We start from the raw sequence: 21683 nt of genomic DNA on the forward strand, positions 1-21683 counted from the left end.
TCTGCTTTATGCTGTGGACTGTAAACTTTAAGCCTTATGCTTAATGCTTACGGCCTACTGCCGGTTTTTATCTCATTTTTAATGTAATCAGGCACACAATGGCCAGCATCACCCCGATAATAATCATCCGGTTAACGATTTTGCTCTCGTGAAAACCGCCTTTCTGATAATGGTGGTGCAGGGGTGACATCCTGAATAGCCTGTTGCCCTGGGCATATTCAATGCCGAATTTTCTTTTTCTGTATTTGAATACAATGACCTGAAGCATTACAGAAACATTCTCTATCAGAAAAATCCCGCATAAGACGGGGATCATTAATTCTTTTCTTAAAATAATGGCTAACACGGCAATTACTCCGCCCAGCATCAGGCTTCCCGTATCCCCCATAAAAACCTGGGCAGGGTAGGTATTGTACCAGAAAAACCCGATGACGGCCCCTACCATGGCAACCACAAAAATGGTGGTTTCCCCCATATTCGGGAGGAACATAATGTTCAGGTAATCCGCAAAGATGATGTTTCCTGAAAGGTAGGCAAACAAGCCCAGTGCGAGTAAAATCACCGTGCTTGTGCCTGCGGCCAGGCCGTCAATCCCATCTGTAATATTGGCTCCGTTGGATACGGCAGTCACAATGAATATCATAATAGGGATAAACACTACCCAGGCCCATTCATGCGCATCTCTGTCGTTCATCCAGAAAAGGATCCCGCTGTAATCGAACTCATTGTTCTTCGCAAAAGGAACGGTAGAAACGGTTATTTTTTCCGTAGGCATAAAATTCTGCTCTACATTATTCCTGTTGACCACCTTGGCATCCGAATATTTTCTTTTTACGGTGATGTCCGGATGGAAATACATCGTAACGCCTACAATCAGGCCTAAGCCAACCTGTCCTACGATTTTGAATTTCCCGCTTAATCCATCTTTATTTTTCTTGATTTTTTTCAGGTAATCATCCAGGAAACCGATGGCCCCCATCCAGATCATTGAAACCAGCAGAAGAACGATGTATACATTGGTAATCCGGGTAAACAGCAGAACGGGAATAAGCGTTGCCATGATGATGATAAGGCCTCCCATGGTAGGTGTTCCTTCTTTCTGCTTCTGCCCGTCCAATCCCAAATCACGGACCAGTTCGCCCATTTGCTTTGTCCTCAGGAAACTGATGATCCTTTTTCCGTATATCAAAGCAATGATCAGCGAGAAAAGCACCGCCATCCCGGCACGGAAGGAGATGTACCTCAGCAGCCCCAATCCCGGAACGTGGATTCCCTGACTTGTTAGATATTCGTATAGATAGTATAACATTTCTTATTTTTTATAAATGATTATCGATGAATGATATCAATTATCATTTTTACTTACTCATTAATTTCCAAAGCTCAATGATGACTTCCCTGTCATCAAAATGATGTCTTACCCCATTGATTTCCTGATAATTTTCATGGCCTTTTCCGGCTACCAGTACAATATCCTTAGGTTCTGCAAATTTTATGGCCATTTTTATGGCTTCTTTCCTGTCCGGGATTGAAGTATATTTGCTGAAGTACTGGGGTTCAACGCCTGCTTCAATTTCCCTGATGATCTGTGTAGCGTCTTCTGTTCTCGGGTTGTCTGAGGTAATGATGGCCAGTGTGGATTTTTTACTGGCAATATTCCCCATTTCCGGTCTCTTGGCATGGTCCCGGTCTCCGCCGCAGCCGAATACGGTGATCAGCCTTTCATTCTTTGTCCTGATATCATTGATGCTGTCCAGAATATTTTCCAGGGCATCCGGTGTGTGGGCATAATCTACAATAAAGAAGATTCCGCCGTCTGATTTGAAGGTTTCGAACCTTCCGGAAACCCTTTTCAGCTGACTGATCGCCTGAAGGATTACTTCCTGCTGAAAGCCAAGCTCAGCAGCAATGCCGAAAACCAGCAGTAAATTATAGACATTGAACTTCCCTGTCAGGGTAGTCCAGAATTCTTTTCCGTTGAAGTTCAGCAGCATCCCGTTGAAATCAGCTTCCAGAAGTTTTCCGTGGTAGTCTGCCATAGTCTTCAGAGCATAAGACTTTTTTGCCGCCTTGGTATTCTGAAGCATGACCATACCGTTTTTATCATCGATATTGGTAATGGCAACTGCATTTTCATTCAACCCGTCAAAAAACGTTTTTTTGGTTTTTAAGTACTCGCCAAACGTTTTATGATAATCTAAGTGGTCATGGGTCAGGTTCGTAAAACCTGCTATTTTGAAATGAAGCCCTTCGATTCTGTTCTGTGCAATGCCGTGGGAGCTTACTTCCATAAAGGCGAAGTCGCAACCTTCTTCAACAGCCCTGGCTAAAATTTTATTGGTGGTAATCACATCCGGTGTGGTATGGGTAGCAGGAATTACCTGATCTCCGATCCTGATTTCAACAGTGGACAACAGAACGGAATCATAGCCTAAAATTTTGAAAACATCGAAAAGTAAAGTAGAAACAGATGTTTTTCCGTTCGTACCGGTAATTCCGATTAAGTGGAGCTTTTCTGAGGGGTTCCCGTAAAAATTGGAAGCTAACTGACCTAAGGCTTCTGAAGAATCCTTTACTTTAACGTATGTGATATTTTCATCCGTATCTACCGGAAATTCTTCGCAGACAATCACTTTGGCACCTTTTTCAGCAGAATCAGCAATAAATGCATGTCCGTCTGCAGCCGTTCCTCTGATTGCAATATAAAGACAGTTTTCTGTAACCTTTCTGCTGTCTAAGACCAGGCCTGAAACCTCACGGGTGTTATCACCATGAATTTCTAAGACCGGAATTCTTTTTAATAGTTCTGTTAATACCATTTTTATATGGATGGGCTTTGCCCCCGTTTCTATTTTTTATTCTGACAGGTTTTCATGCTGCCATTTTTTAGACTGTATTTTAATTCTGCAGGGATAAATAAATCCTTTGGTTTTTACTGATTATGGTGCCTTCAAGAGGAAACTGTTCCGTGATCCTTCCGACCCCTTTGAAATCCACGCGGTACCCCAAATTTTCCAGCTGCGGAATAACGTTTTTACCTATTAATCCCACTACACCGGGCATCTGCTTATTGTTAACGGCTACTCTTACATTCGGCTCAACCATTTTGTTCAGGTTTACCTTTCTGTCGACCAGCATTTCTTTTTCTATATTCTGCGGTGTTTTCAGGAATGTCTTTCCTGCAATTTCTTTAAATACCGGTGCAGAGACAGTTCCCCCGTAAAATCCTTTTGCGGTATTCGGCTCACTGATCATCACATAACAGGTATATTTCGGCTTGTCAACAGGGTAGAAGCCGGCAAATGAAGCGCGGTATTTCATAGGGCCGGGCAGCCAGTATTCAAACCTTGCAGTCCCTGTTTTTCCTGCCATTTTGAGGTTCGGAGTGAAGATGCTCTTTCCGGTTCCCTTTTCCACGGCTTTTGTCAGTGCGCTGGTCATCATTTTAATGGCTTTTTCCGATGCCATTTTATTCACCATCACTTCCGGCTTTGCGGTGTACATCAGTTTTCCGTCCTTCATGATCTTATCAATAAATAAAGGCTTCAGCATTTTACCGCCGTTGGCAACCCCGTTGTAGAATGAGGTTAACTGCAACAAATTAATGTTTGATGAATATCCGTAAGCAATGGAGGCCAGGGTTGCGGCATTCCATCTTTTATGTTCCGGTGTTATGATTTTCGGTTTGGTGATGCCCGGGAGCTCGATATCCATCTTGTCGAACAGTTTCCATCTTTTCAGGTGGTCCAGGAAAATCTGCGGTTTCTCTGCGTAATATTTTGTAATCAGTTTTGCAGTTCCCACATTGCTGGATTTCGCCAGTACATCACTGATGTCATAGATGCCATGGCCGTGCCCGTCTGAGATTCTTTGCTTGGCATAGACCCAGACTCCGTTTCCTACGTCCACCGTGGTATTTTCGTCAATAAAGCCGTCATCCATGGCTGCCAGAAGCGAAATGGTTTTAAATGTGGAACCCGGCTCAATATTATCTTTTAAAGCATAATTGTAGGAATCAACGAAATTTCCGTCTTCATCCCGTCTCAGGTTTACCAGGGCGCGCACTTTTCCGGTTTCTACTTCCATAACGATTACGGTCCCGTGCTTAGCCTCGAAATTGATCAGCTGTTTTTCCAGCGCTGAATGGGCAATATCCTGGATCCTGAGGTCTAATGTGGTATAGACATCCTCGCCGTCTACCGGTTCTTTTACTTTCCAGTAATCAATCGGTTTCCATTGGGACGAATTGATCCTTTGTTCCAGTCTTTTCCCGTCTGTTCCTCTCAGGTATTTTGAGAAAGCGCCTTCAAGCCCGGAACTGTATTCGCCGTTGTCCATCCCGATGGTTCCGGCTCCGATTTCTGAAGTGGCAAGCTCGCGCTTATAGTTTCTGTCTACGATGAAGCCGCCTTTGTTTTTCCCTCTCTTAAAAATCGGGAATTTTCTGATTCTGTCATACTGGTCGAAATCAAGGCCTTTTACCAGCATATAATACTGGTTTTTCTTTTTTCTCTGCTCATCAAATTTCTTTCTGAATTCAGGCCGCGGCTTTCCGAACATCCTGCTCAGAGAATCGGTTAATGCACCGATATTATTGGTGTAAACCGTATCCTTCATGGTTTTGAAATCAAGGTAGATGTCGTACCGCATAACGGTTGTTGCGAGAATAGAGCCGTCTGAAGCAAACAGGTTTCCGCGGGCTGCTTTTAGAGTTGCCTCACGGTAATTTTTATTGATGTAATCGTCTTTGATCTCCTGTACATTGGTGTTCTGAAGGATTACGATCCTCGCCAGGAACATGACAAACATGCACAAAGCCACCCCCGTAAAGAGGTAGCCCCATTTTAACGTTTTTTTACGCTTGCTGTCGTATTCATTCGGTTTTTGCATCTGTACTGTCCAGTTTGATTAGGAGTTTATGAGGATGGTTTTCCAGGGTCATCAAAGAGTCCCTGGCTACTTCTTTTCCCAGCTGAGATTCCATTTTTACTTTGATCAGCTTACTTTGTGCATAAGCGTTTCTTGATTTGTATTCTTCTGTTTCTTCCTTTAACGCGTTAACGATTTTTATTTTTTTATTCACCAGGTGGTTGCTGTAGATGATGGCCATCATCAGCACAAACAACAGCAAAAAATACTTGTAGTGTATTTTTACCTCATCACGGTTCAGGAAATTCCCTTTTACAATATCTATAAAAGTTAATTTTTTCTGAGGGCGGTATGTTGTTCTTTTTGCCAATTTATTTATGGTTGATAATTGATGAATGATATATTCAGTTGTTTATCATTTACTGTTACTCATTATAATTTTATTCCTGTTCTCATTTTTGCACTTCTGGCCCTTGAGTTTTCTTCAATTTCCTTGTCATCAGGAATAATTGCTTTGCTCTTTACCAGTTCAAATGCTTTTTTATAGTTTCCGTAAATATCCCTTTCCGGCTCGCCTTCGAACATTCCGTTTTTCAGGAATCTTTTCACCAGCCTGTCTTCGAGCGAATGGTAAGAAATAACCACCAGCCTTCCTTCCGGCTTCAGACTGTTATAGGACTGAACCAGCATTTCTTTTAAGGCCTCAAGTTCCTGGTTGACTTCGATCCTTATTGCCTGAAACAGCTGGGCATAAAATTTATTGACCTTATGGGGCGGAAGATAGCTGAACAGTTTTTTCAGATCTTCCGTAGTATTTATTTTTTTGATCTTCCTGTGGTACACAATGTCCCTTGCCAGTTTTCTTGCTTCCCTCAGTTCACCGTAATAATAAAAGATATCCGCAAGCTGGTCCTCTTCATAATCATTGATTACCCTTTTGGCATCAAGGATCTGCATTACATTCATCCGCATATCCAGCGGCGCGTTGCTTCTTGTTGAAAAGCCTCGTTCTGCCTGGTCAAACTGATGGGATGAAACACCCAGGTCTGCCAGGATACCGTCTGTCTGCGAAATGCCGTACATCAGCAGGGAATTCTCCAGAAACCTGAAGTTCTGGTTAATAAGTGTAAACCGGGAGTCGTCAATTTTATTTTCAAGTGCATCCAGGTCCTGGTCAAAGCTGAAAAGCTTTCCTTTATCGGACAGCCTGCTCAGTATTTCCCTGGAGTGTCCGCCACCGCCAAAAGTACAGTCCACGTATATTCCGTCCGGATTCGTCACCAAATCATCAACACTTTGTCTCAGCAAAACGGGGTTATGATACATGTTAGGTTGTGTTTTTTCTTACTTTATTAATATTCAGCGTTTTTATTCTTCATCAAATGCACCCATTACCTCTTCTGCAAGGCCGGCAAAATCTTCTTCATTGGTAGAGATCACCTTTTCATACGCTTCCTTGTCCCAGATTTCAAATAATTCTCCTGCACTGGTAATTACAATATCTTTCTGAAGATTTGCAAAATGCGTCAGATCCTTTGAAATCTGCAGTCTTCCTGCGCTGTCCAGTTCTGCCGTTTTCACGCCTGCCGTAAACATTCTGATGAAATCAGCATTTTTTTTAATAAATCTGTTCAACTTGTTAATTTTGCCCATCACTTTATCCCATGCATGCATAGGATATACTTCAAGGCAGGGTTGGAACACGGATCTTTTAACTACAAATGCCTTATCTTCCAGATCTTCCATCTGTTTAATCAGAGAGGAAGGGACTTTCAGCCGGCCTTTATCGTCAATCTTGCACTCATATGTTCCAATGAAATTCTTCATTTGGGACAAATTTATATAATAATTTCCAAAAGCTCCCACTTTTTCCCACATTTTACCTTAATGTTAATAAGTTTTATGATAAGCTAAGTTTCACTGGTTTAATAAATTGATCGGCTGTCTGTTGTACAGACTGTTATTCGGTCCATAGCAAAGAATTAATTAAAAAAGCAGAGAAAAAAGAGTTTGGTATGTTATTTTTATTTTAAATTAGGCTTATCAAAATATTTTTGAGGTTTAATTTGTATTTTTGCAAGGCTTTATTAAGGCATTATATGATATTTAGTACGAAAAAAGAAAAGAAGTATACCTTTGTTGAGGCGGGAGAAGGACATCCATTGGTGCTGCTGCACGGTTTAATGGGTGGTTTAAGTAATTTCGATAAGATGGTTGATTTTTTTTCTAACCGGGGATTTAAGGTATATGTTCCCCAGTTGCCGATCTACGATTTGCCGGTACTCAATACCAATCTTACTACGATAGCAAAATATATCATCAAGTTTATAGAAAGCCACATTGAAGGGCCTGTAAGTATTGTAGGGAATTCCATGGGCGGCCATGTAGGGCTTATCCTGGCTCTGGCAAGACCGGACCTTGTTAAGAACCTTGTGCTTACGGGAAGTTCAGGCCTGTATGAGAGAACATTCGGTGACAGTTTTCCCAGAAAAAACGACCGTTCCTATATCAGAAAAAAAACAGAGGATGTTTTCTATGATCCTGCTGTTGCTACCGAAGACCTGGTTGACGAAGTGTTCGGGGTAGTGAATGACAGGATGAAAGGCATTAAAACCGTAATGCTGGCAAGAAGTGCCATCAAACACAATATGCTGCATGATTTACCTAAAATTCTGACGCCTACATGTCTTATATGGGGAAGGCAGGATAACGTAACGCCGCCTGAAGTGGCTGAAGACATGCATAAATTTATCCCGAATTCAGACCTGTTCTGGATTGATAAATGCGGACATGCGGCGATGATGGAAAAGCCTGATGAATTCAACGAGATTCTGTATGGCTGGATAAAAGACAAAATTTAAATCAAATAATAATATAGACAACCATTAAGAGCTTCTTAATGGTTTGTTTTTCTAAAAATACTTCAAGAAATGGTTATTAAAACAGCAACGTTTGTCAAGAGCAGCGGAAAATGGCAGGACTGCCCGGAACCCAACCTTCCCGAATATGCTTTTATCGGGAGGTCAAATGTCGGGAAATCCTCATTGATCAATGCCATGATGAACCACAAAGACCTGGCTAAAACTTCAGGGACTCCGGGAAAAACGCAGCTCATCAATCATTTTTTAGTGAATGAAAACTGGTACCTTACCGATTTGCCGGGATACGGGTATGCCAAAGTTTCCAAATCCATCAGGAAAGATTTTGAGAAGCTGATTACCAATTACATCCTCAACCGCAGAAACCTGGTGAACCTTTTTGTTCTGGTTGACTCCAGGCATAAGCCCCAGCTGATAGACCTGGAATTCATCCAGTGGTGCGGCGAAAGCGGCGTGCCGTTTTCCATTGTGTTCACCAAAGCGGATAAACTGAAGCCTAATGTAGTAATTTCCAATGTGGAAGACTATAAAAAAGAACTGCATAAAACCTGGGAAGACCTTCCTGAGCTGTATGTAACGTCTGCCGAAAAAAAGGAAGGCGTCGACGAAATCCTGAAATTTATCAAAAAGACCAATGAATTTTTAACATTAAACCACGTGACTTTTGATGAGTGATATTGTGTGGAAAATCAAGTCTTTTGATGAATTTACCGTTCCTGAATTATATGCTGTCCTGAAAGCCAGAATCGATGTTTTTGTAGTGGAGCAGAACTGCCCGTATCCTGATCTTGACGGTTATGACCAGAAAGCAATCCATCTCTGGGCAGAGGAAGACGGGGAAGTCCTGGCCGGCTGCCGGATTTTCAATAAAGGGATCAAATACGATGAAGCTTCTATCGGAAGGGTATTGACCACGGAAAAAGCAAGGGGCAAAAGCCTGGGAAAACAGCTGATCAAATATGCGGTGGAAACAGTTGAGAACCGTTTCCATACTTCTGAAATCAGGATTTCCGCACAGGATTACCTGCTGAAGTTCTACAGTGGTTTCGGGTTTGAAGATACAGGCAGGAAATACCTGGAAGACGGCATTCCGCACACGGAAATGCTCAGGAAATAAAGAAAATAAAAGCGAAGAATGACTTATCATTTCTTCGCTTTTTAATGGTTAAATATATAGAATGGTTTTTAGTTCTTATTTGAAATAGCCTTTAGAATAATAGGTTCGATATTAGAAGGCAGGTCGGCAGATTTTATCTGGTAGTTTTTAATCTTCATTTCCCTGAACCAGTTTCCCCAGTATTCTTTGATCACGGCTTCTTCAAAAGGGTTTCCTTTTTCCGGATGGATGCCGAGCACAATGACTTCAAGATTATTCAGGTGGTCATTAGCTTTTACGAAGCCATAACCATTTTTTTCAATGTCTGTTTTAAAATTAGAAGTCGTAAGGTTATTGGCTTTGATCAGTTTGCCGGTGAGATAAGAAGTTTTGTAGGAATTATCATTCTTTTCCTCAAATTTGGAATCTGTATGATACATATAGCCATCGGTCAGGATAAAAAGGATATTCCTTCGGTCATTTTTAATGCAGTAATCCTTAACCTTATTCTTAAAAAATTCCCAGATATCCGAACCAATGTAATTTTTATCTTTAATGGCTGACTGATAAATGTATGAAGGAATTTCAGCATATTTTTTTTCAACCGATGCAAAATAATCCTTGGAGGTGTTTTTATCAAAGGAAACTTTCAGGTCTTTCGTAAACTGGTTGATTTTCGGGTCAGAAGGCTCCGGGTTGAAAAATACCTGCATCTGGTCGTCATAGGTAATGATCTTTTTTGATTTGAGATGATCAATAAATCCTTTCTGGATCGCTTTGATATATTCCATGTCTCTCTGGAAATAGGGCATGGCAGGATTCGGATTCTTATCCGGGTCGATTCTGTCCGACAGGTCAATCAGGATACTGACATTGATGTTGTTTGAATCAACAATAACTGAATCCTCTTTTTTAGGATCTGTTTCGTTCACTTTTTTATCACAACAGGATACTAGGCCAATCATAAAAAACAGGTAAAATATTTTTTTCATAATTCTGATTATAAAGATGATAAATACACTAAATTCTGGTTGTTGTCATTAGCTCCCACGGTATCCAGATTGGTATTGTAGGTGTCAATACAGCTATCGATCATGATCTGTTTTTCAGTTCTTGAAACGGCTATTCTTTCACCGATGAATGTAATCCAGCCCTGAACATATTCCGAAGCGTACATTTTATAATCTTTCGTGGGAATAATTACTCCGTCAATGATATTCTGCAGTTCCTCAATCCTGCCCCGGGTTTTGATTACTGATTCTTTGATGCTTCCGATATTGGCATTAATGTCTTCAATTTCCTTTTTCAGGGCATTGGCCTTTTCTGTCAGGAACTCCACTTTTTTCTGCCTGATCTCCTGTTCGTTTTTAATCCGGTCTTTTTCCCGGTGCTCTTTCATCACAAAATCAAATACGAGCCCCCAGATAATGTATACGATGAATCCGGCAAAAATTATTGCCCAGAACTGAACATGAGAAAAAGCAATTTTGAGATCAAATGGCGGAGAGTCAAAAACTTTTTCGAAATTATATAGTCTAAATTCAATTTGATACGCCAAAATGATATCAAATACAAAGGTAATTGCTAATAATACCCCAATTTTAATGTAATTAATTCTGGTTTTATTTTCCCAGAACATATGTATTAAGTATCCGAGACCAAGAAATACAAATGGAATCAGAGTAACGAAAGCACCTTCAATAAGGCCATCATCCCAAGCTTTTTCCCAAGCTTTTGCATCTAAGACATTTTGTATTAAAGTAATTTTTGAATCAAAAACTTTAAAAAAGGCAGAATATGAAGTCGAAATATAGAATGTTAATAGATATAAAGTAATAAATGTAAGAATAATTGCTCCGATCCAGAATTTTGCAGAGGCACCTCTCGTCGCTTTTACGTTGTACTTTTCAGGGTTTCTCGGCAGGTCCAGGATTTCCGCTTTTAAAGCTTCAGCATCCTGCTGATGGATTTCAATTTCTTTATTTTTATTTTTTACCTGCTCTTCTTTGGTTTCCACGGAAACGGTAAATGCTTTGATTTCGGTTTCCCGGTTTTTCTGTTCATTGACATAGGATTCTTTCAGCTTCTGCTGTTTTTCCACCATTTCCTTTTCTTCATTCTGGAACCTGGAGTATACTGCATCCAGGCAGATGGATAAAGTTGAATGGTTCCCGCTGGTCCTTGAACTGTCTCTGTAACCGGATTCATGATAAGTCCGTTTCCTGCTTTCTTCTGAAGACTCCTCATCCGGGTTTATTTCAGTTTCAGGAAGCTCTTCCTGTACAGGTTCTGCCGGAGAGGATTTTAATTTAAATAAATTTTTTATACTGGTGGTATCCATAGCTTTAGTTTTTTAATTCAGATAAAATGTCATTCTTATTTTTGCCGGTCTGTACGGCTTCAATCAGGTAATCAACAATTGCCTGTGCATTTTCTTCCAGAAACCCGAACATGATCACGTATTTTTCCATGGCAGCATATTCGTTCGGGGAAACTGCTCCGTCTGCCCAGATCATTACGGTAAGATCATACAGGTAGTCTACCTTTTCTTCGATGGTCTGTGGAAGGAATGATTTGATATTAATCGGATGCAGAAGGATCTCATCCAGGTTTTTTGAGGAAATCCCCCTTTCTTCAGCGCATGTATAGAGCATTTTCAGTTCCAGGGCATTGAAGTCATCATCACAGATGGCCATCTGGTAAAGCCTTAAAAAATGAGCTTTGAGGTTTTCGGTTATTTGCGTATTATCCATGGTTGGCTGGTTGTTCTTTGGGTTGTTTAGGGTTAATGATCCGGTCTCGTGAAGGTGCGCTCAGCTGTTTTGTATATATTGGCGTTTCTTCGGTAATGTCTTCTTCCTTTTGCAGTACCTGCCTTTCCACAAAAGCGATGAGCAGAAACAGGATTCCCGTTAGGGTATCAATTGGAATCCATATGCTTTTCCGGTACAGATAAATAGGAAAAACAGGATTGAAGAGAATAAGGATGATAAGAAATACGATGCTGAAATACTTATTCCCCGAGCTTAAAAAAAGGTAGATGGCGAGTAAAGCGCCGATGGAAACAAGAATCCTTAAAAAATTATAATATTCTATGGGAAGCCTGAAGATACTGATGAAACAGCAGAGTGCACAGAAAGTGAAAAATGGTTTCATAATTAATGTTTAAATCCTTTCTGAAAATTGTATTTAAAATTAAATCGATGTTCCGACATAAAGATGAAAACAAAAAAATCGATGAGGGCTATGAAAGAAGGAATAAAGGTCCAGCAAAAAGCCAGATACAGTATTCCGGTTATGGTCTGTCCCAGATAAAATCTGTGGATGCCCAATCCTCCCAGAAAAAGAGCAAGCAGTGCGGCGGTAGTTTTCGATTTCATAAGGTTATACTCTGGATAAAATTTCGTTCTTTTTCTCTTCAAATTCTTCTTGAGAAATAATTCCGTTTTCCGCTAAACCTTTCAGCTTTTGCAGCAGGGCAAAAGGATCTTCATTTTCTATCATCAATGGTTTTACCTGCTGAAACTGATGGGGCGAAGTAATAATCGGGGTAGCATTATTTACCGTAATGCCTCCTCCTGCAGATGCCCTTCTGGTTTCCAGATCCTTCTCTCTTCTTACGCCTCTCATTCTTTCTTCAATTTCCTGTGCAAATTGATAAAGCTTTCTGGCCTGTGCTTTCGGAAGATAATCCATCATATTGTTGAGGTTTCTGGTTGTCCTCATCATGAAAACAGAACCGATAATCCCTTCTTTGATATGACAGTCTGCCACATCCACCCAGCTGTAATCTTGGAAATCCATCGATAGGCCGAAATTTCTGGGCCTGCAGAATATAATCCTTCTGTTGGTAAGGGCAATGCAGTCCGGGGACAGGTTGAGAACCGGTTTTTTCTGAACGGCAATATATTCTACAGATTCCTGAGAGGTGAGCAGGCTGTTGATTCTTCCCAAAAGTTTTTCGACGGCTTGAGGATCTTGCTCTTCATTTAAAAATTTCTTTAAGTTCATGTTATTTGTTTTTAGTTGATTTTGTATCGTTATGATATACATATCCTATTTTGCCGGATTTCTGTACTTTCACTTTATACCAGTGAGGTTGTTTTTCAAGCCAGATTAATTTTTCATTTTTCGTAACTCTTTCTATTATGTTAGACTCTTTAGACTGTCTTTCGTAAATAATGATTTTTGGAATGCTGGCGATGTTCCTGCTGTTAGACCCGATATTGATATTGACCTCATCAATAACAATCTTAGGCGGCTTTTTAGATTTTTTTCCTGAGGAGGCATAAGATTCAGATTTTTTGTGCTTTTGAGGTTTGCTCTTCCCTGGGGATTTTACAATGCATGCACTGCAGGTTCCGCCGGCACCACAATGCCCGCAGCGGGAGCAGGTTGTGCAGGCAGAACAGTTGGCAGAGCCGGTACACCTTCCGTCGTGCCCAATATTGTCATTGGCTTTAAAGCATGAGTGTAAAAAGAGCATGCTTAAGGTGATTATGATGAATGGAATTAGTTTTTTCATGGTTAATTATAATTTTCCAGGGTTTGGTGGATCTGGTTCCGGTACTGATAAATTTCGTCAAGGCTTGTTAACAGCATTTTCTCTCCGGTCTCTTTCCCATTATGAAAAGTTTCCAGGTATTTGTTTGTGGTATTGAAGTGGAGCCTGCAGAGCGGTTTCCTGTTGTTGTCATCCAGCAGAATCCCAAAATAGGAAAGGGTATCCCGGTAGGCAATTCTTGCAGAAGGAATTTTCTCCCTTAAAATGGCCTTTACAATCTGGAAGCCTTCCAGCTCTTCTTCTGTGGTAACGATTTTTGAATCATTGTTTTCGTCTACCGGCTGAGAGGTCTTTACCGCATCATCCTGCTTTTCCATCTGCTCATTGATGCTCAGCGCAGACTTCAGCCTGAAGCTGATGGATTCGTTAATGGAAGTAGCCAGTGCTTTCCTGGTGTATTCTTTAAAGGGAACCATCCGGTTGGCCGTAATCGGTTTTTCAAAGAAGCGGCTGACCAGGAGCTTTACCATTTCGTCTGAAGGATGTTCAATTTCCTTTTCAAACTCTTTCCGAATCGCCCTGATGTATTTCAGGGCTTCCGCAGAATCCAGGATTTCTTCAAGGTTATAGTCTTTCTTGGTAAATTTTTCCAGGATTTTGATCGAGCTGTCTTTCAGATCTTCAATATTGATGGTGAAGAAAGGCTTTTCATCCATAATATTGGGTTTCTCCAGATCGGTGTAGAAATTATAAACAATTCCGTTGGTAAGAACACCGAACCGCGTTTTGGAAACATGGTAATAGCGGTGGAGCTGGGAGTTATGGGCGTCGGCGCTTTCTTTCCAGTGCTTGCATTCAATAATAAAGATCGGCACGTCATTATGGCGGATCACGTAATCCACTTTCTCTCCCTTTTTGGTCCCGATATCACAGACGTGCTCAGGAACCACTTCCGTAGGATTAAAAATGTCATATCCTAAAATCTGGATAAAAGGCATAACGAATGCGTTTTTGGTCGCTTCTTCGGTTCCGATCTGTTCTTTCAGGCCGGCAACCCGCTGGTGAAGCTGCTCGAGTTTTATTTTAAGATCCATAATGGCTGTTTTTAAGGGTTTGATCCATAATTTCTGCTGAAGGGGCATGGGCCTGTACCGAATGGATCCCGTTTTCCATCGCTGTTTTTGAACTGTAGAGCTGGCTTTTCCCGATAATTTCCCCGTTCCGGGCTTTCAGGACAAAATATTCCTTTCCGTTGACGGCTGTTCTTCTGTCGTACCGAGAATCGTCCTGCGCATTGTTTTTTACGGAATCTATTCCTTTCCGGCAGGAGGCTTTCTGAATATAGCCTTCGCTGGTTAAAATAATTTCACCGTTCCCGGCTTTAAGACTGAACTGGTACTCATGATTGCTTCTCTGAGTAATGATAAATTTTCCCATGATGATTATTTATTTGGTATGGCAAGCATTTGAACAATAATAACAACCATTAATGTTATATTTTCGACTTGGATATAGTCTTTTTGCTTCAGTTATCGCTTCCTGGCAAGATCCAAAGTAACCCAGGTACGTTCTGTTTTCGATTGAGGGTAAATAACTGCATGAACTTTCGTGAACCTCATAATCTCCGTTAGATTGCTGGTTGTTATTGATGTAATACTGTTTCATAATATTTGTTTTTATTTAACGCTTCAAAAGTATCACCCCTCAATGAAAAATTTTTACGGGTTTCCGTAAAACGGGCAAAAAACAAAAAAAACCTTTCAAAAAAATTGAAAGGCTGAAATATAAAAGAAATGAAAATTTTCAGATGATCCCGATATCCTTGCAGAATGCCACCAGCTGTTCATTGCTGTTGACTTCAAGGTCTTCTTTCAGGCTGTTTAACCTTTTTTCCACGCTGCTCAGGCTGGAAGGCCGGATACTCCGTTCTTCAAGATGGACAGGAATATTTTTTTGCAGGATTCCTTTCGAGAGCAGTGACACCAGCGTAATATCATAAGTGGAAAATTCATAATTATTGAACTTTTTCATCTCCTGCTTAAGGTCAAAAGAAAGATAATTTTCGCCGATGTACACCGAAGCGATGGATTTTTTCAGGTCTTTGGAATCATTTCTTGCTTTTTGCACATATCCGTTGATGTGATAATCTGAAAACAGATTTTCAATGACTCCGGTTTTGCGTTCAGCTGAAAACACAATGACCTTCAGGCCGGGCTGTAACTCTTTGGCCTTTCGGATGAGGTCTTTCCCGTCTTTGAGGTTTTGGGCATGATGGTCCTCCTCATAGTACAGATCGGTGATCATCAGATCATAGGGCTGCTGCTCCCGAAGGGCTTTCTGGATTTTTCCGATGGCATCATCGCAATAGTAGACAAAATCCACGATGGGGATATTCAGGTCTTCAAGGGTTTTCTGTACGGAGATATTAATGCTTTCGTGATCTTCGGCTATTAAAATTTTTTTGAACATGGTTATATTGTTAATTAAAGTTAGGATTTTTCGATGCTTCAAAAGTATATCCCTTTATTTCTGAATCCTTACGGTTTCACGTAAAACAGCGAAAAAATGAATTCTTCTGCAGGGATGAACTATATAATGCCGATATCCTTGCAGATTACCACCATTTCAATATTATTTTTGGCACCCACGCTTTCGCGGAGTTCATTCAGGCGCTTTTCAATGGAACGGATGCTGTGGGGCTTCATGCCATGCTCTTTAAGCCATGCCCCGATTTCATTTTGCCTGTAGCCCTTAGCCAGCAGTTCAAGCAGTTTGATGTCATAAGAATCGAACTCTACAGGCGTATTGCGTATCGCATTCAGGATTTCCTGTGAAATTACAATTTCACCAATAAAAACTTTCCTGATGGTGTGTTTAAGATCCTTTCCGTCATTTCTGGCTTTGCTTACAAAACCGTTGATATGATGTGTTTTATAAAGATCGTCGATCACTTTAGCTCTTTTTTCTACAGAAAATACCACAATTTTTAAATCGGGCTGTACTTCTTTCGCTTTCCGGATCAGATCCTGTCCGGAACCTATATTCTGAGGGATATGATCTTTCTGGAAAGACAGGTCGGTAACTAACAGGTCATACGGAGTCTTTTCCAAAATGGCTGCTTTAATTTTTTCCAGGGCATCATCGCAATAATTTACAAAGTCAAAATGTATGATATTCAGTTCGGTCAGCGCATTTATAATTCCTAAGTTCATGACCTCTTGGTCTTCGGCGATTAAAATTTTTTTGAACATGGTATGGTCACAATATTTAAGAAGCAGGAACCGAAAGGTTGACTTTGAGCCCTTTTTCAATTTTTGTGTCAAAAGTAATGGTTCCGTTAATCGCTTCAATACGGGAAACCGTATTCCGTAATCCGTTGTTGTAGATCAGGTCCCCGGAAATGCCGATCCCATTGTCTTTATACTGAATATCAACAGAGTTATTTATTTTTTCAAACCGAAAAGCGACATTGGTTGCGTTGCTGTGCTTCCTCATATTAACCATCAGTTCGCGGATAATCTGGTATACTTCTTCTTGTACAGGCAGTGAAATGGTTTCCCAGAGTAAAGCGGTGTTGCCTGCCGTATAGGTTTTTACTGCAGTGTTATTGAAAGAAGCAATAAGTTCAGAAATTCTTTTACTGAATTCCTGTTCATCACCGGTTTTGTCATAAGAGATATCCCTGGATTTTTCGTAGACAAATTCCAGTTCATCCAATGCTTTATCCCGGTCAAAATGTTCCTGGTTTTCAATTTTGGTCATGACCTGATAAATACCGTTGGCCACCACATCATGTACTTTCTTGGACATCTTAAGCTGGGTGTTTTTGACTTCGAGCTCTTTTTCCTGCTGAAGCCTTTTCTTTCTTTTTCTGTACCAAAAGAAACCACCGATTAAAAATAATGACAAAACTCCTATTCCACTATTTTTTCTTATCCTTTCAATCTCGTTATCTGCTTTTAATTTTTGGTTTAGGGCATTTTTTTGTTCTACATCGTATCTGATTACCGCAAATTGATTTTTAGCTTTGCTTCTTGCAATTTGTACACTATCATTCAAAGTTTGGAATTCTTTAAAATAAATTAAGTAGTTCTCTTTATCTAAATTAATTATTTTCTGTAATGCCTGTAACTTATCTTCTTTGCTATCATTTTTAATTGATATTTCTAACATTTTCTTTGAATAATCAAGAGCTTTTGATTTGTCCTTATCAAAGAAATAATCAGCCAAAGTGGCATAGCTTGAGTTTTGAGCTAAAAGATCATTTTGTTCTTGCCTGATTTTTAAAGCTTTAAAAAACTCAGGAAGAGGGTTGTAATTTTTATTCTCATAATATTTAACTTTTGCTAAATTATTTAATGCTCTTACATAATCTTCTTTAATATTTGTGTTAAGTGCTAAATTAAAATTATAATCTGCTCCCTTATAATCTTGTAAAGACATTAATGCATCACCCAGATTGTTATGATATAGTGCTATATCATCGGGCTTATTTGCGTACTTTAATGCTTCTTTATAAAATTTAATGGCGTTATCAAAATCATAAAGGTAAGATGAGGAAATGCCCATATTATTATAACTGGAACCTAATGATAATTTTATTATACTGTCATTGATATTTTTAAGAAATTTATTGCCTTCAACAGATGTCTCGATGCTGCCATAATAGTCACCCTTATATTGCTGAATAATAGCCATATTTACTAATGACCTACCAACTCCAGAAGAATCTTTAATATCTAAATAGGAATTCTTTGCTAGATTAAAATAGTAAAAAGAAGAGTCATTACTAATTCTCTTTGCTTTCTTATAATAATCATCAGCAATATTTTTATTTTGAGTAATTGTTGTCTCTTTTTTGCAAGAAAAGCATAAAATTAAAAGAGTAAATAAAAAATAAGTTTTCATAGTTTTATAAGTTTTCATTCCACAAAGTAAAGAAAAAGAGCAGATTTAAACAATCTGCTCATACATAATTAATTATGGTTGTGTAAATGGAGGAGGATTTTGTCCTGTATTACCTCCGGTACTGCCCCCGCTACCTGGTCCACCAGTTCCGTCTCCCGGGTCAGTTCCCGTTACCGGATCTGTTCCCGTTCCCGGATTCGGCAATTGGTTTATTACTGTTCCGTTATTGTCGTTGTTACATGATGTGTTTGCGTTATGGTTTCCGAATGCTAAACTGAATAGCATTAAAAAAAATTGTATCATTTTGTCAAAAAATTTAATGTTAAAGCATTCGTGTTCTTCCCTGCGAAACCGATCGCAGACAGTGGAACACGTTGAAAAAATTTGAAGCGCTTCTTAAATTTTTTGGGAAGTAGGAACCTTCAAAAACGGAAGAGAAAAATCTGCTTCCCAACCCGGATATTTTCTTCCGTTTTATCTGGTGATTTTTGAAATCAGGTTTCGTTGTTGTTTTTTCGTCCCTGATTTCTTTTACAAATATCTAACAGAAACAAGCCTTTTTCCTAGACAGACGTAGGACAGGGGAAGGTCAGTAAATCATTGGTTTTTACGGAAATCCGCAATTTATTTGTCCGGGTTTTGTCTAATTTGGACAGCGTATAAACCCCTTAAATAAATTCTATGTTTGAAAAGCGAAAATTGCTGATGAAAACAGCATATGAAAAAGCCAAAAAAGAACTCAACAGAACCAAGACCAGTGATGTTTCTGTTATGACTTTTTTAAGTTTGGAATTAGAAGCACATTTTGGTACATCTAAAGATGTGAGAACTTTTGTGAGGTATCATAAAAGACTTTTGAAAGACAATAAAGATTATGATATCGATGAAATTACATTAGACCAATTAAGTTGGTATGTAGGATATAAAAACTTTGAAAATTTTTGTGAAAATTATAGTTTTGAAAAAGATAAAGGTGATACGAAGATCCAATTGAAAATTGATCATGATGAAGAATCTTTATCCGAAAAATTATCTAAAATCATCATCAATATAACCAATACGCCTGTTTTCAATGTTCCTCAAATGGCGAAAAACGGGATGGGGATAGGGATGCTTGCTTTAGTCCTCTTTACAGGGTTATCTTATGGAGGAAATGGAAATGTAAGTGATAATGGAAATAAGTGTATGTATTGGGATGGTGATGAGTATAAATTAACCTCTTGTAATGACAAAAATCCCAAGCATCAACTCTTGCCTGTAGATACTGTTAAACTTAAGTATTTCAAAAAAATCACCAAGCCGGATACATTGAATGTTGATAATTCACTAGGAAATATCTATTATTCAAAATATAACAATGAAGTAGAATTTTTTACAATGGATGGGATAAACCCAAATACAGGAAAAAGCCTGAAAGATGCCACGGAACATATGCTTACAAAATACGCCGGAAATTATGTAGAATAAATACTTTTTAATAATCATTTAAAACTCCGTTAAACCCGTTCCTGAAATATTCCTTTACTTTCGTCTTATTTTTATTTTAAGATGAATAAAGGAATATTCTCATTTTTACTCTTCGTGTTTACTGTATTCCAGGCGCAGCATAAGCCGGTACAGATTGCTTTTCTTTCGGATGTGCATTTCCAGGACCTGTACGGAAGTTTTTCGGATCATGGTTTCAGAGGAATTGTCAATCCCGGGACCGGGAAACCGACCATTCTGCGGACCATGGATTCGCAGCTGCATTCCACCCGGATTTTCAATGAGAACTATTTAGCCTTCCTGAAAGCACTGGATGATATTGCCGAAAAAGGCATTAAAATTGTAGCCATGCCCGGGGATTTTTCGGATGACGGGCAGGCGTATAACCTTCGGGGATTAAGAAAAATCCTGGATCGGTACCGCGAAAAATACGGGATCAGCTTTTACCTTACCACCGGCAACCATGATCCGGTGGGCCCGTTCCGGCAGGATGCCGGGAAAGATGATTTTCTCGGGCAGGACGGAAAGCCATTGGGGATTTACAGCAGGGAAAACCCCGGAACCCCGGAAAATAAAATCATTACCAAAGACATCGCAGCATCCGGCTACCTTGAGATTTTAGATGAATTAAAAGGCTTCGGATTTTATCCTGACAAAGAAAACCTGTTCTGGAGCACGCCGTTTGATCCGGCTTCTTTCAAAAGCTATTCTTATGAAAACGCCCTGCGTCAGGCAGGTTATTCCAAACGGATGTATGAAGTTTCCGAAGGGTTTTCCGTTCCGGACCTGAGCTATGTGGTGGAACCTGTGAAAGGCATCTGGATGATTGCCATTGACGGGAATACCTATATCCCGAAAAATATGCATGAAAGTCCGGATCATGCTTTAAATTATAAAGGCGCGGGCATCGGTTACAATAATGTGATTAGCCATAAGAAACATCTGATCAGATGGGTAAAAAAAATCATGCAGGAAGCAAAGATGAACGGGAAAACTGTCATTGCCTTTACCCATTACCCGATGATTGACTACAATGACGGCGCGACGGATGAAATTAAAAGCTTATTGGGTGAAAAAAAGTGGCAGATGGAAAGAGTGCCTGGTGATGAGGTGGCGAAAGCATTTGCTGATGCCGGTTTGCAGGTTCATTTTGCAGGGCACATGCACATCAACGATACCGGAATCCGGAAAACCGGGGACAAAATGCTGGTGAATATCCAGGTTCCTTCACTGGCAGCCTACCTTCCGGCTTATAAAATCCTGACCGTTCATGCTCCGGATAAAATGGAAGTGCAGACGGAAGTTTTAAATACCGTCCCGGGCTTTGATGCCTTGTTTCCTTTGTATGAAAAAGAATATGAAGCCTTAAAAAACGATCCGGGCAAAATCCTTTGGGACAAAAAGATCTTAAAATCGCAATCCTATCATGATTTTATGCTGTTTCATCTGAAAGAACTGGTCCGCTTGAGGATGATCACGGATGACTGGCCGAAAAGTTTCGTTGAAAAAGCCGGGAAATTGAATGGTGAAGACCTGTTATTGCTGGTTGGGGACAAAAATCAATTAAAACAGAAAGGCATCAGTACAGCAGGCTTCAGGACGTGGAATTTTGACGATTTGCTTCTTGATCTCTATAAATTCCAGGCCGCAGATGAGCTGGCAAAAAAAGATATTCCCGAAGAAAGGCTGCGGCAATACCAGGTTCTGGAAAAGCTTTACCGTGATAACCCGTCCCGGGATCCGTTTATGGTACAGCTGAAATCAGTCTTTACAATTCTTTCCTTACTGTCAGATTCGGATCCTGCAGATCATTTCAAGATAGATCTTAGAAAAAAGAAGGTAAAGAGGCTGTGATTTTTGGAATCTGTGGGAAAACCAATCGGATAAAATGGAAAAAGCCATCAGAAACCTGACAGCTTTTTCCTATAAAATCTAATCGTAA

At 39.9% G+C, this 21683-nt stretch carries 24 protein-coding genes; 5 read left to right on the forward strand and 19 right to left on the reverse strand.

Translation table 11 applies throughout. The annotated features are described in order from the left end of the window. Nucleotides 1-67: 67 nt before the first annotated feature. The 6 genes from mraY to mraZ form a co-directional block, all read right to left on the reverse strand. Nucleotides 68-1309, reverse strand: coding sequence for a phospho-N-acetylmuramoyl-pentapeptide-transferase (gene mraY, locus SD427_RS00440; protein ID WP_320559370.1), 1242 nt, complete (start codon nt 1307-1309; stop codon nt 68-70). Between the two features lie 49 nt (nt 1310-1358). Beyond that, nucleotides 1359-2819: a UDP-N-acetylmuramoyl-L-alanyl-D-glutamate--2,6-diaminopimelate ligase gene (locus SD427_RS00445; RefSeq protein ID WP_320559371.1), complete on the reverse strand. Its 1461-nt coding sequence runs from the start codon at nt 2817-2819 to the stop codon at nt 1359-1361. A 79-nt stretch (nt 2820-2898) separates the two neighbouring features. Next, nucleotides 2899-4890: a penicillin-binding transpeptidase domain-containing protein gene (locus tag SD427_RS00450; RefSeq protein WP_320559372.1), complete on the reverse strand. Its 1992-nt coding sequence runs from the start codon at nt 4888-4890 to the stop codon at nt 2899-2901. Further along, a complete protein-coding gene (locus tag SD427_RS00455) occupies nt 4874-5239 on the reverse strand; it encodes an FtsL-like putative cell division protein (protein ID WP_320559373.1) in 366 nt (121 codons plus the stop codon). The genes SD427_RS00450 and SD427_RS00455 overlap by 17 nt, the downstream gene beginning before the upstream one ends. Nucleotides 5240-5301: 62 nt before the next feature. Continuing rightward, nucleotides 5302-6195 (reverse strand): 16S rRNA (cytosine(1402)-N(4))-methyltransferase RsmH, encoded by an 894-nt coding sequence (gene rsmH, locus SD427_RS00460; RefSeq protein ID WP_320559374.1) that lies wholly within the window; start codon nt 6193-6195, stop codon nt 5302-5304. A 42-nt stretch (nt 6196-6237) separates the two neighbouring features. Continuing rightward, entirely contained in the window at nt 6238-6696 is a 459-nt protein-coding gene (gene mraZ / locus SD427_RS00465) for a division/cell wall cluster transcriptional repressor MraZ (RefSeq protein ID WP_320559375.1), read from the reverse strand. 272 nt (nt 6697-6968) lie between these two features. Between mraZ and SD427_RS00470 the strand changes: the two genes are divergently transcribed. The 3 genes from SD427_RS00470 (at nt 6969) to SD427_RS00480 (ending at nt 8865) form a co-directional block, all read left to right on the forward strand. Then, nucleotides 6969-7730, forward strand: a complete 762-nt coding sequence (locus SD427_RS00470) for an alpha/beta hydrolase (RefSeq protein ID WP_320559376.1) — start codon at nt 6969-6971, stop codon at nt 7728-7730. Between the two features lie 69 nt (nt 7731-7799). Beyond that, the gene (yihA, locus tag SD427_RS00475) at nt 7800-8423 is read left to right on the forward strand and encodes a ribosome biogenesis GTP-binding protein YihA/YsxC (RefSeq protein WP_320559377.1); all 624 of its coding nucleotides are present in this window, start codon (nt 7800-7802) and stop codon (nt 8421-8423) included. Continuing rightward, nucleotides 8416-8865 carry a GNAT family N-acetyltransferase gene (locus SD427_RS00480; RefSeq protein ID WP_320559378.1) on the forward strand — a complete coding sequence of 150 codons (450 nt, stop codon included), beginning with the start codon at nt 8416-8418 and terminating at the stop codon, nt 8863-8865. Before yihA ends, SD427_RS00480 begins: the two co-directional genes overlap by 8 nt. A 68-nt stretch (nt 8866-8933) precedes the next feature. Here the strand turns inward: SD427_RS00480 and SD427_RS00485 are convergent, their stop codons facing one another. The 13 genes from SD427_RS00485 to SD427_RS00545 all read right to left on the reverse strand — a co-directional run bounded on the left by SD427_RS00485 (nt 8934) and on the right by SD427_RS00545 (nt 18541). Then, nucleotides 8934-9836, reverse strand: coding sequence for a hypothetical protein (locus SD427_RS00485; RefSeq protein ID WP_320559379.1), 903 nt, complete (start codon nt 9834-9836; stop codon nt 8934-8936). A gap of 8 nt (nt 9837-9844) precedes the next feature. After that, nucleotides 9845-11185, reverse strand: coding sequence for a beta-carotene 15,15'-monooxygenase (locus SD427_RS00490; protein ID WP_320559380.1), 1341 nt, complete (start codon nt 11183-11185; stop codon nt 9845-9847). Between the two features lie 4 nt (nt 11186-11189). After that, on the reverse strand, nt 11190-11597 hold the full coding sequence (locus SD427_RS00495; RefSeq protein ID WP_320559381.1) for a hypothetical protein: 408 nt from the start codon (nt 11595-11597) through the stop codon (nt 11190-11192). Beyond that, entirely contained in the window at nt 11590-12000 is a 411-nt protein-coding gene (locus tag SD427_RS00500; protein WP_320559382.1) for a DUF6804 family protein, read from the reverse strand. Before SD427_RS00500 ends, SD427_RS00495 begins: the two co-directional genes overlap by 8 nt. A 2-nt stretch (nt 12001-12002) precedes the next feature. Continuing rightward, on the reverse strand, nt 12003-12224 hold the full coding sequence (locus tag SD427_RS00505) for a TM2 domain-containing protein (RefSeq protein ID WP_320559383.1): 222 nt from the start codon (nt 12222-12224) through the stop codon (nt 12003-12005). A 4-nt stretch (nt 12225-12228) separates the two neighbouring features. After that, on the reverse strand, nt 12229-12855 hold the full coding sequence (locus SD427_RS00510; protein WP_320559384.1) for a PH domain-containing protein: 627 nt from the start codon (nt 12853-12855) through the stop codon (nt 12229-12231). A gap of 1 nt (nt 12856) precedes the next feature. Continuing rightward, entirely contained in the window at nt 12857-13369 is a 513-nt protein-coding gene (locus SD427_RS00515; RefSeq protein WP_320559385.1) for an SH3 domain-containing protein, read from the reverse strand. 2 nt (nt 13370-13371) lie between these two features. Then, on the reverse strand, nt 13372-14442 hold the full coding sequence (locus SD427_RS00520; RefSeq protein ID WP_320559386.1) for a type I restriction endonuclease: 1071 nt from the start codon (nt 14440-14442) through the stop codon (nt 13372-13374). Then, nucleotides 14432-14785, reverse strand: a complete 354-nt coding sequence (locus tag SD427_RS00525; RefSeq protein WP_320559387.1) for a YegP family protein — start codon at nt 14783-14785, stop codon at nt 14432-14434. The genes SD427_RS00520 and SD427_RS00525 overlap by 11 nt, the downstream gene beginning before the upstream one ends. 366 nt (nt 14786-15151) lie before the next feature. Further along, complete coding sequence (locus SD427_RS00530; protein ID WP_320559388.1) at nt 15152-15817, reverse strand: response regulator; 666 nt, start codon at nt 15815-15817, stop codon at nt 15152-15154. Nucleotides 15818-15936: 119 nt separating this feature from the next. Continuing rightward, nucleotides 15937-16599, reverse strand: coding sequence for a response regulator (locus tag SD427_RS00535; protein ID WP_320559389.1), 663 nt, complete (start codon nt 16597-16599; stop codon nt 15937-15939). 16 nt (nt 16600-16615) lie between these two features. Then, the gene (locus tag SD427_RS00540; protein WP_320559390.1) at nt 16616-18256 is read right to left on the reverse strand and encodes a hypothetical protein; all 1641 of its coding nucleotides are present in this window, start codon (nt 18254-18256) and stop codon (nt 16616-16618) included. A gap of 72 nt (nt 18257-18328) precedes the next feature. After that, complete coding sequence (locus tag SD427_RS00545) at nt 18329-18541, reverse strand: hypothetical protein (protein WP_320559391.1); 213 nt, start codon at nt 18539-18541, stop codon at nt 18329-18331. Nucleotides 18542-18937: 396 nt separating this feature from the next. On the opposite strand from SD427_RS00545, the gene SD427_RS00550 reads away from it, so the two are divergent. Both SD427_RS00550 and SD427_RS00555 read left to right on the forward strand, forming a co-directional pair. Continuing rightward, entirely contained in the window at nt 18938-19723 is a 786-nt protein-coding gene (locus SD427_RS00550; RefSeq protein ID WP_320559392.1) for a hypothetical protein, read from the forward strand. Nucleotides 19724-19804: 81 nt separating this feature from the next. Beyond that, complete coding sequence (locus SD427_RS00555; RefSeq protein ID WP_320559393.1) at nt 19805-21595, forward strand: metallophosphoesterase; 1791 nt, start codon at nt 19805-19807, stop codon at nt 21593-21595. Nucleotides 21596-21683 lie beyond the last annotated feature (88 nt).

Source organism: Chryseobacterium sp. JJR-5R (assembly GCF_034047335.1).
GTDB lineage: Bacteria > Bacteroidota > Bacteroidia > Flavobacteriales > Weeksellaceae > Chryseobacterium.